At 29.9% G+C, this 13,442-nt stretch carries 16 protein-coding genes; 3 read left to right on the forward strand and 13 right to left on the reverse strand.

Features of this window, described 5'->3' with window-relative positions:
- Window positions 1-98: 98 nt before the first annotated feature.
- From CLV86_RS00065 to CLV86_RS00090, 6 genes are all read right to left on the reverse strand, one after another.
- The gene (locus CLV86_RS00065; protein WP_121048171.1) at window positions 99-815 is read right to left on the reverse strand and encodes a hypothetical protein; all 717 of its coding nucleotides are present in this window, start codon (window positions 813-815) and stop codon (window positions 99-101) included.
- 306 nt (window positions 816-1,121) lie between these two features.
- Window positions 1,122-1,481 (reverse strand): hypothetical protein, encoded by a 360-nt coding sequence (locus tag CLV86_RS00070; RefSeq protein ID WP_121048173.1) that lies wholly within the window; start codon window positions 1,479-1,481, stop codon window positions 1,122-1,124.
- A 127-nt stretch (window positions 1,482-1,608) separates the two neighbouring features.
- Complete coding sequence (locus tag CLV86_RS00075; RefSeq protein WP_013870774.1) at window positions 1,609-1,881, reverse strand: HU family DNA-binding protein; 273 nt, start codon at window positions 1,879-1,881, stop codon at window positions 1,609-1,611.
- A 193-nt stretch (window positions 1,882-2,074) separates the two neighbouring features.
- A complete protein-coding gene (gene fmt / locus CLV86_RS00080; protein ID WP_121048175.1) occupies window positions 2,075-3,031 on the reverse strand; it encodes a methionyl-tRNA formyltransferase in 957 nt (318 codons plus the stop codon).
- Window positions 3,031-4,932: a RecQ family ATP-dependent DNA helicase gene (locus tag CLV86_RS00085; protein WP_121048177.1), complete on the reverse strand. Its 1,902-nt coding sequence runs from the start codon at window positions 4,930-4,932 to the stop codon at window positions 3,031-3,033. Before CLV86_RS00085 ends, fmt begins: the two co-directional genes overlap by 1 nt.
- 8 nt (window positions 4,933-4,940) lie before the next feature.
- The gene (locus tag CLV86_RS00090; RefSeq protein ID WP_121048179.1) at window positions 4,941-5,483 is read right to left on the reverse strand and encodes an AAA family ATPase; all 543 of its coding nucleotides are present in this window, start codon (window positions 5,481-5,483) and stop codon (window positions 4,941-4,943) included.
- Window positions 5,484-5,574: 91 nt separating this feature from the next.
- Between CLV86_RS00090 and CLV86_RS00095 the strand changes: the two genes are divergently transcribed.
- From CLV86_RS00095 to murA, 3 genes are all read left to right on the forward strand, one after another.
- Entirely contained in the window at window positions 5,575-5,868 is a 294-nt protein-coding gene (locus CLV86_RS00095) for a DUF493 family protein (protein WP_076733442.1), read from the forward strand.
- A gap of 85 nt (window positions 5,869-5,953) precedes the next feature.
- Complete coding sequence (locus CLV86_RS00100) at window positions 5,954-6,601, forward strand: DUF4290 domain-containing protein (RefSeq protein WP_076733441.1); 648 nt, start codon at window positions 5,954-5,956, stop codon at window positions 6,599-6,601.
- An 8-nt stretch (window positions 6,602-6,609) separates the two neighbouring features.
- Complete coding sequence (gene murA / locus CLV86_RS00105) at window positions 6,610-7,926, forward strand: UDP-N-acetylglucosamine 1-carboxyvinyltransferase (RefSeq protein WP_121048181.1); 1,317 nt, start codon at window positions 6,610-6,612, stop codon at window positions 7,924-7,926.
- Between the two features lie 72 nt (window positions 7,927-7,998).
- On the opposite strand, the gene corA is transcribed toward murA, so the two are convergent.
- The 7 genes from corA to CLV86_RS00140 are packed head-to-tail and all read right to left on the reverse strand — an operon-like array spanning window position 7,999 to window position 13,422.
- The gene (gene corA / locus CLV86_RS00110; protein ID WP_121048183.1) at window positions 7,999-9,078 is read right to left on the reverse strand and encodes a magnesium/cobalt transporter CorA; all 1,080 of its coding nucleotides are present in this window, start codon (window positions 9,076-9,078) and stop codon (window positions 7,999-8,001) included.
- 10 nt (window positions 9,079-9,088) lie between these two features.
- Complete coding sequence (locus CLV86_RS00115; RefSeq protein ID WP_076733437.1) at window positions 9,089-9,619, reverse strand: mechanosensitive ion channel domain-containing protein; 531 nt, start codon at window positions 9,617-9,619, stop codon at window positions 9,089-9,091.
- 33 nt (window positions 9,620-9,652) lie between these two features.
- Window positions 9,653-10,561: a septum formation inhibitor Maf gene (locus CLV86_RS00120; protein WP_121048185.1), complete on the reverse strand. Its 909-nt coding sequence runs from the start codon at window positions 10,559-10,561 to the stop codon at window positions 9,653-9,655.
- Window positions 10,562-10,586: 25 nt separating this feature from the next.
- The gene (locus CLV86_RS00125) at window positions 10,587-11,180 is read right to left on the reverse strand and encodes a Maf family nucleotide pyrophosphatase (RefSeq protein ID WP_121048187.1); all 594 of its coding nucleotides are present in this window, start codon (window positions 11,178-11,180) and stop codon (window positions 10,587-10,589) included.
- A gap of 2 nt (window positions 11,181-11,182) precedes the next feature.
- Complete coding sequence (locus CLV86_RS00130) at window positions 11,183-12,091, reverse strand: geranylgeranylglycerol-phosphate geranylgeranyltransferase (protein ID WP_121048190.1); 909 nt, start codon at window positions 12,089-12,091, stop codon at window positions 11,183-11,185.
- A 52-nt stretch (window positions 12,092-12,143) separates the two neighbouring features.
- On the reverse strand, window positions 12,144-12,674 hold the full coding sequence (locus tag CLV86_RS00135) for a KdsC family phosphatase (RefSeq protein WP_121048193.1): 531 nt from the start codon (window positions 12,672-12,674) through the stop codon (window positions 12,144-12,146).
- Window positions 12,661-13,422 carry a Rossmann-like and DUF2520 domain-containing protein gene (locus CLV86_RS00140; protein ID WP_121048196.1) on the reverse strand — a complete coding sequence of 254 codons (762 nt, stop codon included), beginning with the start codon at window positions 13,420-13,422 and terminating at the stop codon, window positions 12,661-12,663. Before CLV86_RS00140 ends, CLV86_RS00135 begins: the two co-directional genes overlap by 14 nt.
- Window positions 13,423-13,442 lie beyond the last annotated feature (20 nt).

The following is a 13,442-nucleotide window of genomic DNA, read 5'->3' on the forward strand; positions in this document are numbered from 1 at the left end:
AGTATTTTACTTTTATTAGAAGTATTAGTTAATAGGGAAAGCCTAATATATAACTTTTTAAAAAAATGTATAGCTTAATAGTGTAAAAAGGAAATTATTTAATCTTCATCGAAAAAGAATTGGTGGATGTCTATAATTCCACCACGACTTATTTGTACTAAGTCTTGAGTTTCTTTTAAAAAGATACCTAAGGAACGCTCATTATAAAGCAGTTTCATGTTAGTAGAGTAGTCTGTAACCACATACATATCGCCAGATAATTTAAAAAATGGTATTGCTAATTTACCATTTGATCTTACACCTTTGTTAACTACTTTTCCTTCTTTTAAAGTGGTTTTAATTTCGGAAGTATTATTTGTGTTTGACGATACTTTTACATAAGAAACCATCATGTTTAGCCACTCGGTTTCATCTATTAAGTACCAACTAACTTTGTCAAAATTAATACCGTATTCGCTTATCCAACCTGCTGAGGTAAAACCAAAAAGAACTTGTTTTTTTCCGTTTAATTCTGGTTTGTCGGCAGGTGTAAATTCTTGAATTTTAAATGTCATTACAGATACGGAAGACATGTCTTTTAATTTTTTACCATTAAAGTCTAACGTTTTTAAGGAGAAACTGGTAAGTTCTGGATGATTGGATAAAATCCATTGCGTTGCTGTTAACTCAGCTTGCTCTTTCATTTGTTCTACAGCTCCAATTCCTGCTCCAATAGCAAGTACTCCTGCCACAGCAGCAATGCCTTCGTTTTGTGCATTAATTTGCTGAGGTATAAAATAAATTGATAGCATTAGAATTAAAATAGTTTTTTTCATGATTGTTGATTTAATTATTAGTTAGAATTTAATTTTTAATAGCGCGTTTATATTGCTTAAAAACAAAGTGTTTATTAGTGATTTTAAGCGTGGTTTATTTTGTAAGAGACTCTAAATGTAAAACCTTTTTTAAGACATTGAATTGTAAAAAATCGTAAATATTGAAACTTATTATTCTGGTGCGCACTCTAAAATTTCGTTATACGGTTTTATATATTTCCAGAATGCCTTTCTTGTAGTATTTAAAGCTCTGTTTTTATTTTTTTCAGCCTCTTTAAATTGAAGGATTACTTTATAAACATTTACTTAGTTTATGCGTTCTTTTAGACTACCAATTCTAAAGCAACGTTCTTCACCTAAGTATAAGGGATTTCCTTTTTTTTCTGACCAAAAACCATCTAAAATGTCTTTGGTTACGCATTTATAAACAACAACTCCTTTGTAAATTTCATTATCGTCTCCTTTGTAATTAAAATTAATAACTAAAATGTTGTTTTTAAAAAAGCCAGTGCCTAATTGTTTTTGACTATTATTTATAATCCATTTGGCATTAATCCTGTTATTGTTATCTAGTGTAAGTTCTAATGTTCCTTTATAGGTTGTTTGTTCTTGGTCTTGATTACTTCCAGTTATATTGTATATGCCTTGTAAATCTTTAATAGTCATAAATAGTTTTAAAATAGAATTGTTAATTATAAAGTTTATGTTGTCTAACTTATTTTAAAGTAAGACAAATAATAAACTAAAAAAGCCTCCCAAATAGGAAGGCTTTATAATTTATAATGAGTAAAACTTAGTTTACTGCGTTAGCTAAATCAGATCCTGCTTTAAACTTAACAACGTTTTTAGCTTTGATTTTGATTGTTTTTCCTGTTTGAGGATTTCTTCCATCTCTTGCAGCTCTTTTCGATACTGACCAAGATCCAAATCCTACTAATGAAACTCTGTCACCTTTTTGTAAAGCTCCTTCGATTTCAATTAACGCACATTCTAAAGCTTTCTTAGAAGCTGCTTTAGTAATTCCTGCGTGTTCTGCCATAGCATCGATTAAATCTGTTTTGTTCATAATTTTAATTTTTAATATTAATAAATAGTTGGTAAACAATTTTTTTTGTTATCCTCCTACAAATTTATACGGATTATGCTACTATGCAAGTAATAGCAAGGGAAAAACGTGATTTTGTTAATAACTTTGAACATTTGTTAATAAAGCCAGTCGTTTTTGTGAGATTTTTAACTATTACAGTACCCATAGGGTTTTAGAGCATTTTGGCATCTGTTTTAAATGCGTATCCATTTAAAAGTGATTTTATATCCATGGTTCGCTTTCCTGGAAGTTTAATATCTAATATGTTTATAAATCCTCCTTTAACTGCAACTTTAACTTCTTTTTTAGTAGAAATAATACTTCCTATGCTGTAATCGTGATTTATTTCCTGTTTTTCAACAGTGTATAATTTTATGTCTAATGTTTCTTCTCCATTATTAAGCTTACTCCATGCTGCAGGATATGGACTTAAACCACGTACTTTATTATATATAGTGTCTATGTCTTTATTCCAATCTATTTTGCAATTGTCTTTATTAAGTTTGTAGGCCGTTTTTGAAATTGCATCTTCTGGCTGTGGTGTTGTTTTTACATCTCCAATAGCTATATGTTTTACAGTTTTTATAACTAATTTGCTACCAAGGTGCATTAACTTATCGTGAAGACTCCCAGCGTTTTCATTAGCATCAATATTAACGGCTTCTTGCAAAATCATTTCACCAGTATCTATTTTTTCGTCTATAAAAAACGTAGAGACACCTGTTTTTGTTTCACCATTAATTATAGCCCAATTAATTGGTGCGGCACCTCTATAATTAGGTAGAAGGGAAGCGTGTAAATTAAAAGTACCATAATCTGGCATTTGCCATACAGCCTTTGGTAACATTCTAAAGGCAACCACAATTTGTAAATTAGCATTTAATTGTTTTAATTCTTCAAGAAATGCTTCGCTTTTTAAATTTGTAGGTTGTAATATATTTAAACCTTTAGTTTCTGCATATTCTTTTACAGCACTTTTATTTAGTTTTCTACCACGTCCAGCAGGTTTATCTGGTGCTGTAATAACACCAACAATATTATAATTGTTGTTTAATAAAGTATCTAGAATGGTTACTGCAAATTCTGGAGTTCCCATAAATACAATTCTTAACTCTCTTTTTTCACTCATTATATATGTGCTAATTTGTATTTGTTATTTTTTGTAATGCTTATAATTTGGTGTTCTAGTAACTCTTGTAATTGTAAGTTAATATTTTCTTCGGAAAAACTAAGACGTTCAAACAAACCTCTAGAAGACAACTCGCCAGTTTCTAATGCATTAATAATGCCTTTTTTAATTTCTGTTGAGGTTGCTTGTTTAGAGTTTTTTCTTGCAATACATACTGAGCATACTCCACAGTCTTTAACATTGGTTTCTCCAAAATAGGAGAGGAGTTGTACACTTTTACATATGTTATTATTATTTGCATAATTTAAAACAGATAGTACTTGTTTTTCTTTTAAAGCATTTTGTTGTTTTATAATTTTACTAATTCTATTTATAGTTTTATTATCTTCTCTAGGCACTAAATATGTAATTTGTGCATCGGTTTTAGAATGTTTAAGTGTAATAATATCTGCTTTTTCTAAATTTATTAGAGTTTCAATTATTTTATCCTCGGTTGTGGACGCTTTACCAGCAATTAACAAAGTATTAATTTTAGTTTCTTGCTCAAAAATACCACCATAGGTGCGTAAAATAGATTTTACAATAATATTAATGTTAGCGTGTGTTTCTAAATAATTAAATAATGCAGAATTACTAACTTTAAATAAAACTTTTGTACGGTTGTTAAACTGTTTAGATAGAGTAATAATACTAGTTCTATCTAATAAAAGAATTGCATTGTAAGCTAATAGTGCATTAAAACCGTATGTTTTACAAAATCTATTAAAATTAAAATCGAATGTCTCCTCTTGTCCTTCTCCATATGGAACTTGAAAATAACTACTTAACTTTCTGTATACTTGTTTTATAAAATCTATTGTTGGTAAAACTTTTAAAAACTGATTTTCAATAAGTACATCATCACTTTTATTTTTTAAAATAACTGCAAAAGCTTTATTACCATCTCTTCCGGCACGACCAGCTTCTTGAAAGTAGCTTTCTAAACTTTCGGGTAAATTTAAATGAATAACCGTTTTAACATCAGGCTTGTCAATACCCATTCCAAAAGCGTTTGTAGCAACCATTACTTGTTTTTGGTTATTCATCCAGCTTTCTATGGCGGTATCTTTTTCTGTGTTTGTTAAGCCACCATGGTAAAAGGTAGCTGTAAAATTATTACTTTCTAAAAAGTTAGAAATATCTTGTGTAGCTTTTCTATTTCTAACATAAACTATTGAGGAAGCTTTGTTTTTAGTTAAAATGGTTTTAAGTCTAAAAAGTTTATCTTCTTCGGTAAAAGACATATAAGCTAAGTTAGGCCTTAAAAACGATTGTTTAAACACTTTTGGGCTTATAAAATCGAGTTCTTTTATAATATCTTCTACAACTTCTGGTGTTGCGCTTGCTGTTAATGCAATAACATTTACAGTTGGTTGTAGTTCTCTTAGCTTAATTATATTTCTATAGCTTGGCCTAAAGTCGTTTCCCCATTGGCTAATACAGTGCGCTTCGTCAACAGCAATAAGGTTTACATTCATTTGCCTTATACGATCTTGTACAATGTCTTGCTGTAAGCGTTCAGGAGAAAGGTATAGAAATTTATAATTTCCGTAGATGCAATTGTCTAAACGTGTGTCTAATTCTTTATAAGATATACCACTGGTTAAAGCCATTGCTTTTATGCCTTTATTCTCAAGTGCTTGTACTTGATCTTTCATTAAAGCCACTAAAGGCGAAATAACAATACAAATACCATCTTTAACCAAAGCTGGTACTTGAAAACAAACAGATTTTCCACCGCCTGTAGGCAATAGAGCAAAAGTGTCTTCACCTTCTAAAACCGAATTGATAATGTTTTCTTGAAGCGGCCTAAATGTAGTGAATTTCCAATAACGTTCTAATATGTTAATAGGATGATTCAAAATAAATGTTACAATGCTTTTACAACATCAATTATATGGTCTGCTCTGGCCTCAATAGAACCAAAAGGTACATCTCTTAAGGCGTAACCGTATTTTGTATAGGTTTCAATTAATTTTTCATGGATTTCTAATGCTTGGTCAAAGTTTTCGTATCTCTCATTATCATTAGTAAATATTTCTTGCCAAGGCGCTAATATAAAAATAGCATCATATTTATGCTCTTTACAAGCTTCGCTAAAAAATTCAGGATATTCATCACCCTTAAACTCCATGTAAGCAGGAATGTCTGGAATACCTCTATCTAAAAAGAAAAACTCATTATTGCTAGCTAAAGCCGTATGAAATTGTTCTTTTCTACCTTTTAAAAGTAGCTCGCTAAATTGTATTGGGTTTGTTAAAAATAGTTGGTCGATGCCGTCTTCTCTAGCTTTTAAAATGATATCTCTAGATACTTCTTCAGAGCATGTGAAACCTCTTTTTTCAAGTTCTTTAATAATAGAAGTTTTTCCACTTCCAGGACCTCCTGTTATGACAATTGTTTTTGTATTCAATTATGGTATGATTTTAGTTGTAAAATTCGGAATAAAAAATGTATAAAAAAAATACAAGGATAACTTATCTTTGCTAACTATTATAAGATTTATGAGCAACAAACAAAATCAAGAAGCTTTTTACGCAAAATTAAAGGAGCAATTACAAGATACAACACTTTGGCCATCGGAGTATTTATACAAATTTATTGTAAAATCTAATAAAAATAAGATTGAGCAAGTTGAAGCTATTTTTAACCATTTAGGCGCAGTAATTAATACTAAAGAGTCTAGTAACGGTAAATATACTAGTGTTTCTATAAACGTAAGAATGAAAAACCCAGATGCTGTTATTGAAAAATACCTAGAAGTAGCAGAAAAAATAGAAGGTGTAATTTCTCTATAATTATTGCGTTATAACATAAGAATTTGTATTTTGCGAAAGCATTAAATACTTCAATGCAATACATTAATTCTACACAATTTTAATTTTGATAGACGATATAGAATACAACACAGAGCGTGAACATTTAATTATTCCAGAATATGGAAGACACGTTCAAAAGATGGTGAACTTCGCCAAAACAAGAGAAACAAAGGAAGAACGTAATAAAGTTGCTAAAGCCATTATTTCTGTAATGGGAAATTTACAACCACATTTACGTGATGTTTCAGATTTTCAGCATAAACTTTGGGATCAACTATTTATCATGTCTAATTTTGAATTAGATGCAGATTCTCCTTACCCAAAACCTTCAAAAGAAGTTTTAGAAGAAAGACCAGAGGCTTTAAAATACCCTCAAAACTTTCCTAAGTATCGTTTTTACGGAAACAATATTAAAACGATGATTGATGTTGCGGTTTCTTGGGAAGACAATGAGTTAAAGGAAGCTTTAACTTATACTATTGCCAATCACATGAAAAAGTGTTTTTTAAACTGGAATAAAGATACTGTTGAGGATGATGTAATTTTTAACCATTTATATGAATTGTCTGATGGTAAAATTAATTTAAAAGGATCTGATGAAGATTTAATTGACGCTTCTAGCTTAATGAAATCTAATTCTAAAAAGAAATACTCTAACAACAAAAAAGGGTCAAAGAAAAACAATTCTAATAGAGGTAAAAAGAGATATTAATATAACGAATGGGTACATTTATAATAGAAGGCGGACACCAACTTAAAGGTGATATACAACCACAAGGCGCAAAAAACGAAGCATTACAAATATTATGTGCAGTATTACTAACTCCAGAGGTAGTAACAATTAATAATATTCCAGATATTATTGATATAAATAAACTAATAGCATTACTTAAAAATTTAGGAGTAAAGGTTAGTAAGTTAGGAGAAGGTTCCTATACTTTTCAAGCTGATGCTTTAGATTTAGATTATATGCAAACTGCCGATTTTAAAAAAGAAGGTAGTGGTTTACGTGGTTCTATTATGATGGTTGGTCCATTATTAGCACGTTTTGGCAAAGGTTACATACCAAAGCCTGGAGGCGATAAAATTGGTCGTCGTCGTTTAGATACGCATTTTGAAGGTTTTATAAATTTAGGTGCTAAATTTAGATATAATAGAGAAGACTATTTTTATGGTGTTGAAGCTGATAAATTAGTTGGTACAGATATGCTTTTAGATGAAGCTTCTGTAACTGGAACAGCAAATATTGTAATGGCAGCTGTATTAGCAGAAGGTGTTACAACAATATATAATGCAGCATGCGAACCTTACTTACAACAGTTATGTAAGATGCTTAATCGAATGGGAGCAAAAATCTCAGGTGTAGGCTCTAATTTATTAACTATTGAAGGTGTTGATGCTTTAGGAGGTACAGAACACACTATGCTTCCAGATATGATTGAAATAGGAAGTTGGATTGGTTTAGCTGCTATGACAAAAAGCGAATTAACCATTAAAAATGTAAGTTGGGACGATTTAGGACAAATACCTAGTGTATTTGCTAAATTAGGTATTACGCTTGAAAAACAAGGAGACGATATTTACATTCCTGCTCATAAAGATGGTTATGAAATACAAAACTATATAGATGGTTCTATATTAACAGTAGCCGATGCGCCTTGGCCTGGTTTTACTCCAGATTTATTAAGTATTATTTTAGTTGTGGCTACACAAGCAAAAGGTGAAGTTTTAATACATCAAAAAATGTTTGAAAGTCGTTTATTCTTTACAGATAAACTTATAGATATGGGAGCAAAAATTATTCTTTGCGATCCACATAGAGCAACAGTAATGGGTCATGATTTTAAATCGCAATTAAAAGCAACAACAATGGTCTCTCCAGATATTAGAGCTGGAATTTCATTATTAATTGCTGCACTGTCTGCAAAAGGAACATCTACAATACATAATATAGAGCAGATTGATCGTGGTTACCAACATATTGTAGAACGTTTACAAAGAATTGGTGCTAAAATTACTAGGGTAGAAGGGAATTAAAATAAATAGAAATAGATATAAATAAAGAAAAGTTTCAGTTATTGCTGAAGCTTTTTTTTTTAGATTAAATATTTACAACCATTTCTTTCTTTTAAAATAATATAGCATTCCTAAGAATATAACAATCATTACCACCCAAAGAATATAGTAACTGTATTTGTAATGCAGCTCTGGAATGTGGTCAAAATTCATTCCATAAATACCAGCAATAAAAGTTAGTGGAATAAAAATAGTAGCAATAATAGTTAGTACTTTCATGACCTCGTTCATGCGATTGCTAATTGTTGTCATGTACATGTCCATAAGTCCCCAAATCATTTCGCGATAAATATCAATCGTATCGGATACTTGTATAATATGATCGTAAACATCGGCGAAATAATGTAATGTTTTTTGATCTATAAGTTTACTATCGCTTTTGTCTATTCTGCTTATAATTTCACGAAGAGGAAAGATTGCACGTCGTACTTTTAACACTTCTCGCTTAAGACTTTGAATTTCTGTACTAATTTCGTCTTTAGTTAGACCTTCGAAAAGGTTGTCTTCTAAATCTTCAATTTTGTTACCCATAGTTTCTATAATAGCATAGTAATGGTCTACTACAGAATCTATTAAGGCGTACATTAAATAATCTGAACCTAGATTACGAATTCTACCTTTGGCTTGACGAATACGCTCACGAAGCGCATCAAAAACATCTCCTTCTGCTTCTTGTAATGAAAGTACATAGTTTTTGCCTAAAATAAAACTAACTTGTTCAGACACTATTTTTTCATCGGCATCGTAATACATCATTTTTAAAACCAAAAAGATGTAGTCTTCATATTCATCTATTTTTGGACGTTGATTGGTACTAACAATATCTTCTAAAACAAGAGGATGTAAATTATAATGCGTTCCAAGTTTTTCGATTTCATCAATTTGGTTTAAGCCATTTAAGTTTATCCAAGTTACGGTGTTAGAGTGTTTAAACTCGAATGCTTCTTCTACCGTTTTTAGTTCTTTTTCAACAAAAAAATCTGAATTATAATCAAACGATTCTATAAATAACTGTGAGGTTTCTTTTGTTCCTGTATAAACTAATGTTCCAGGAACTTGTCCAACTTGTTTTTTATAGTTTTGAGTTCGTTTTTTTTGTTTTCTTTTAGCCATATTAATGTTGTTAGTGGAAATCGCCAAAATCTTCAATGGCATCTTTCTCGACTAAAGTTACAGCTTTTTGAAGAATTAAATTATTAGGATATGTTACTAAGTCTCCGTTTTCTACTCTAAGATGTAATTGAAACGCACGAATATCTTCAATTACAGCTTCTATAGGATAGTCTTTATCATGAATTTTTATTTTATCGCCAACTTTATATGGAAACGAGAAAAACATAATAATTCCAGAAGTAACGTTGCTTAAAATAGACCAAATTGCAAATAAACCAATGCCAATTACAGCAAAAACTGAAGAGAAAACTAAAGAGATATCTTTTAATTCGGCTCCAAAAATATAGGTTTCAACAAATAGAAAAATAATTAATAATGTTACTGTATAATATCTTGAAATAAGATTAATACGAGCGTCGTTTACACCACTTTTTTTTCCTATTTTACTTATAGTCATTTTACCAACTATTCTAATAAATAGAAATACAGCTAATACAATTGCTGTGTTTATAAGTTCTACTTCAATTTTTTGCAAAAACATATAGTTAATTTTTGTAGTAATTATAATAATGTTTTACTGTAACAAAAGTGTTTCTCGCAACACTTCGTCTTTAATACTTTTTTTGTTCCAATAAGCAGATTTAATTGTTTTTAATTTTGTTGCTTTTGTTACATTATCATTATTAATTTCTTCCCAATTAGTTATTTCAAAAGGAAATTCTGGATTAAAATTGATTGTTAGTTTTCTATTTAAGTTGGTGTAATTTAATGTGTATTTTCCATTTTCTAATTTAGCAGAAGCTTGGTATGCTTTAAGTGGACTATGGTTTAAACGTACAAACTCTAAAGAAGGAATTATGTTAATTTCTCCAGTTGGAAGACTATTAGGATTGATACGTAATTGCGTCCATATTTCGTTTTCTAAAATGTTTTTTTCTATTTTAAAATTATTATCTGCTTGATTTTCAAAATAAGAATGTGAGTTTATTTCAAAAAGTTCGCGGTTGTTTAATTGTGTATAAACATGTCCGCACCATTCTTGTATAGAGCAGCTTACTTTTATAGCATGTTTATTGTTTGCAACAGGATAAAACGTACTTTGCATTATAGAGTACGGATAGATACCCGTTGTAAAATTCTTAGTCCTATTTAATTTTAAAACATTAATATTAGTAGGGTTGTTATTGTCTGCTTTTACTTGTTTATTTTCTAAAAAAGGTTCTGTTACATATATTAAAACAGATGTTCCTTCTCTAATTTCGCCGTAACGTGATTGTAGTAGCTTGTAAGATGTAATTTCTGCTTCTCCATTATACCAATAGTTTGTAAAGTTTTTATTTGGTTTAAAAGCTTCAGCTGTAATATTATTGTTGTTATTTTCTTTTAAAGTTGTAGTGGTTTTTTCTTCTTTATTAGTACAAGACAATAAAGAAAAAAGTAAGCCAATAATTATGCTTAAATATATTGTACTTTTTGTTTTCATAATATTTTCTTACAAAATTACAACACTAAAAATCGTCTGCAATAATATTTAACGTTTCGTATAATAGGTGAGTGGGTAAGCCCATAACATTAAAATATGAGCCTTCAATAGTTACTACACCTATTTGTCCAATCCACTCTTGAATTCCATAAGCACCAGCTTTATCCATTGGAGAATATGTGTTTATGTAATACCATATTTCTTCATCAGTAAAATCTTTAAATGTAACTTTTGTAACAGCATTTACTGTTTTTTGAAAGACTTTTGTACGCACGCATACAGAGGTAATAACTTCATGAGTGTTATTGCTTAAAGATTTTAGCATAGCAAAAGCTTCGTCTTTAGTTCTTGGTTTTCCTAACGCTACATTTTTATGCCAAACAATGGTATCGCTAGTAACTAAAATATCATTATCGTTTAATTCTTCAAGAAATGGTAAAGATTTTAATTGAGCTAAATAATCGCTAATTTCAAAATGAAGTAATTTTGGAGGATACTCTTCTTTAGTATCCTTTAATCTAATTTCAAAATCCAAACCTAAATTCTTAAAAAATTCTTGACGTCTAGGCGAACCAGAGGCTAAAATAATGTGTCGATTTTTAAGTTTTTCTTTTAACATGTTTATAAAATTAATCTGTAAAGTAGCATCGATAACATTCCAGAAATCATCACCATTTTAAGTATGAAACTAATATGTTTAAAATGCGCATTACTTTCTGCAGTAAACATTTTAATTGCTATATAAATTAACGGTCCAACTACCGCAATTAAAAAATAAGCGATAGCTTCTACATGCATATATAAAAATGTAGTTATATAATATACAATAATTACAATTGTTATTAGGGTTAAAACCATTGTAATTTTGCTAGTTCTACTTTTGCCAAAAAGAATTGGTAGCGTTTGCATGCCAGCTTTGTGGTCGCCATCTACATCTTGTATGTCTTTTACAATTTCGCGTATAAAGTTTATTAAAAAAGCAAAAACACCAAAGTCTGTAAGAACTTCTAGCATTGTAGATTGGATACTTTCATTTTGAATAGTTGTTGCAGGAATAAGCTCAAAAACACCAACAATTAGTAAACTTATAGCAACTAATAAAGAAACAATAATATTACCAGCAACGGCAATTTGTTTTAAATAAGAAGCATATACATAAAGTGCTGCTGCTATAATAACAAATAGACCAAAAAACGGAGGTCTTGCTACTTGATGAGACAAATAAAAACCTAAGCAAACACCAACAAAAGTAAAAATAACATAAAGCTTATTTGCTGTGCTTTCGGTTATTTTTTTTCCTACAATTACTTTGTTTGGTTTGTTAACTGCATCGGTTTCCAAATCGTAAATATCATTAATTATGTAACCACCAGCTGCAATACAAACAGTTGATAAGATTAATAAAAAGAAATTTAATGAGCCTAATGTAGTATCAATTGCAAAAGCTGGAAATAATGCATATTTTACTAATAGTTGCACAACAGCAATCATTAATAAGTTTTTCCAACGGATGAGGTTTAAAATATTCAAGGTTTAATTTGTTTTATTATTAATAAACTTAAAATAGCAATTCTTATTAAAATTATAATGAAGCATCAAAATAACTATTCCAATCGTTATTTACTTTTAGAACTTGTTCAATAACATCGCGCACACAACCTTTTCCACCTTTTTTATGCGATATGTATTTTGATAGTTGTTTAACTTCTTGTACAGCATCTTGTGGGCAGGTGGCTAAACCTACTAATTCTAATACAGGAATATCTGGGATATCGTCTCCCATATATAAAACGTTTTCTGATTTTATATTTTTGTCTTTTATATATATATTAAACTGCTCAATTTTATTATGAGCTCCTAAAAACACATCTTTAATTCCTAAATTTTCCAATCTTTTTTTTACACCTTCATTAATTCCTCCAGAAATAATACATAAGTTGTAACCTTTGTTTAAAGCTTGTTTTAAGGCATAGCCGTCTTTAACATTCATTGTCCTTAACATATCTCCATTTGCGGTTATGGTAAGAGACCCGTCTGTTAAAACACCATCTACATCAAAAATAAAGGTATTTATATTACTTAAGTGTTCTTTATAGCTTTTATCGTATGCCATGTGTTTTTTTTATAGATTTGGTTAGTAAGTGGTAAACGGCTTTATGCTCGTCGCTTTCCAATTGTTTTAAATGTCTTTTTATGGTTTTTTTATCGTTTCTTAATGCAGGTCCAGTTTGTGCCATGTATGGAGAAAGCGATTCAATTTTATTAGCAGTTTCTTTAATTAAAGGTTTTAAAATATTAAATTCTGCACCATTTTGTTCTGTAATTTCATGCGCAATTCTATAAAGTTGATTTGTAAAATTATTTACAAATACTGCTGCTAAGTGTAATGCTTGGCGTTGGTCGCTATTTACTTTGTGGCTTTTACTACCTATAGCTTTTGCTAAGTTTTTAAGAATTGGTAAATCGGTTTTTTTTAGAGCTTCAACACAAATAGGTACATCGTTAAAGTTTAAATCTGCGGCTTTTGAAAACGTTTGTAATGGATAAAAAACACCTCTTTTTTGTTTCATATCTACTGCATATAAACTTGTACTACCAGAAGTGTGTACTACTAATCTGTTTTCAAAAGGTAGTTGCTTCGATAAATCTTCAATAGCATCATCGCTTACCGCTAGAATATAAATATCGGCTTCTACTAATGATGAAAGATTATCTGTAACATTAACCTTGTTTTTGTATTTGTCAATCGTTTTTAAATTACGATTATACCATTGCTTTATTTCAACTTCTTCCGAAGCTAAAAATGCTTTAAATAAATGTGTGGCTACATTTCCTGCGCCTAAAAGTACTACTGTAATCATTTTGCTAAAATAGCTAACCA

This window comes from Lacinutrix venerupis, assembly GCF_003663945.1.
GTDB classification, from domain to species: Bacteria; Bacteroidota; Bacteroidia; order Flavobacteriales; family Flavobacteriaceae; genus Lacinutrix; species Lacinutrix venerupis.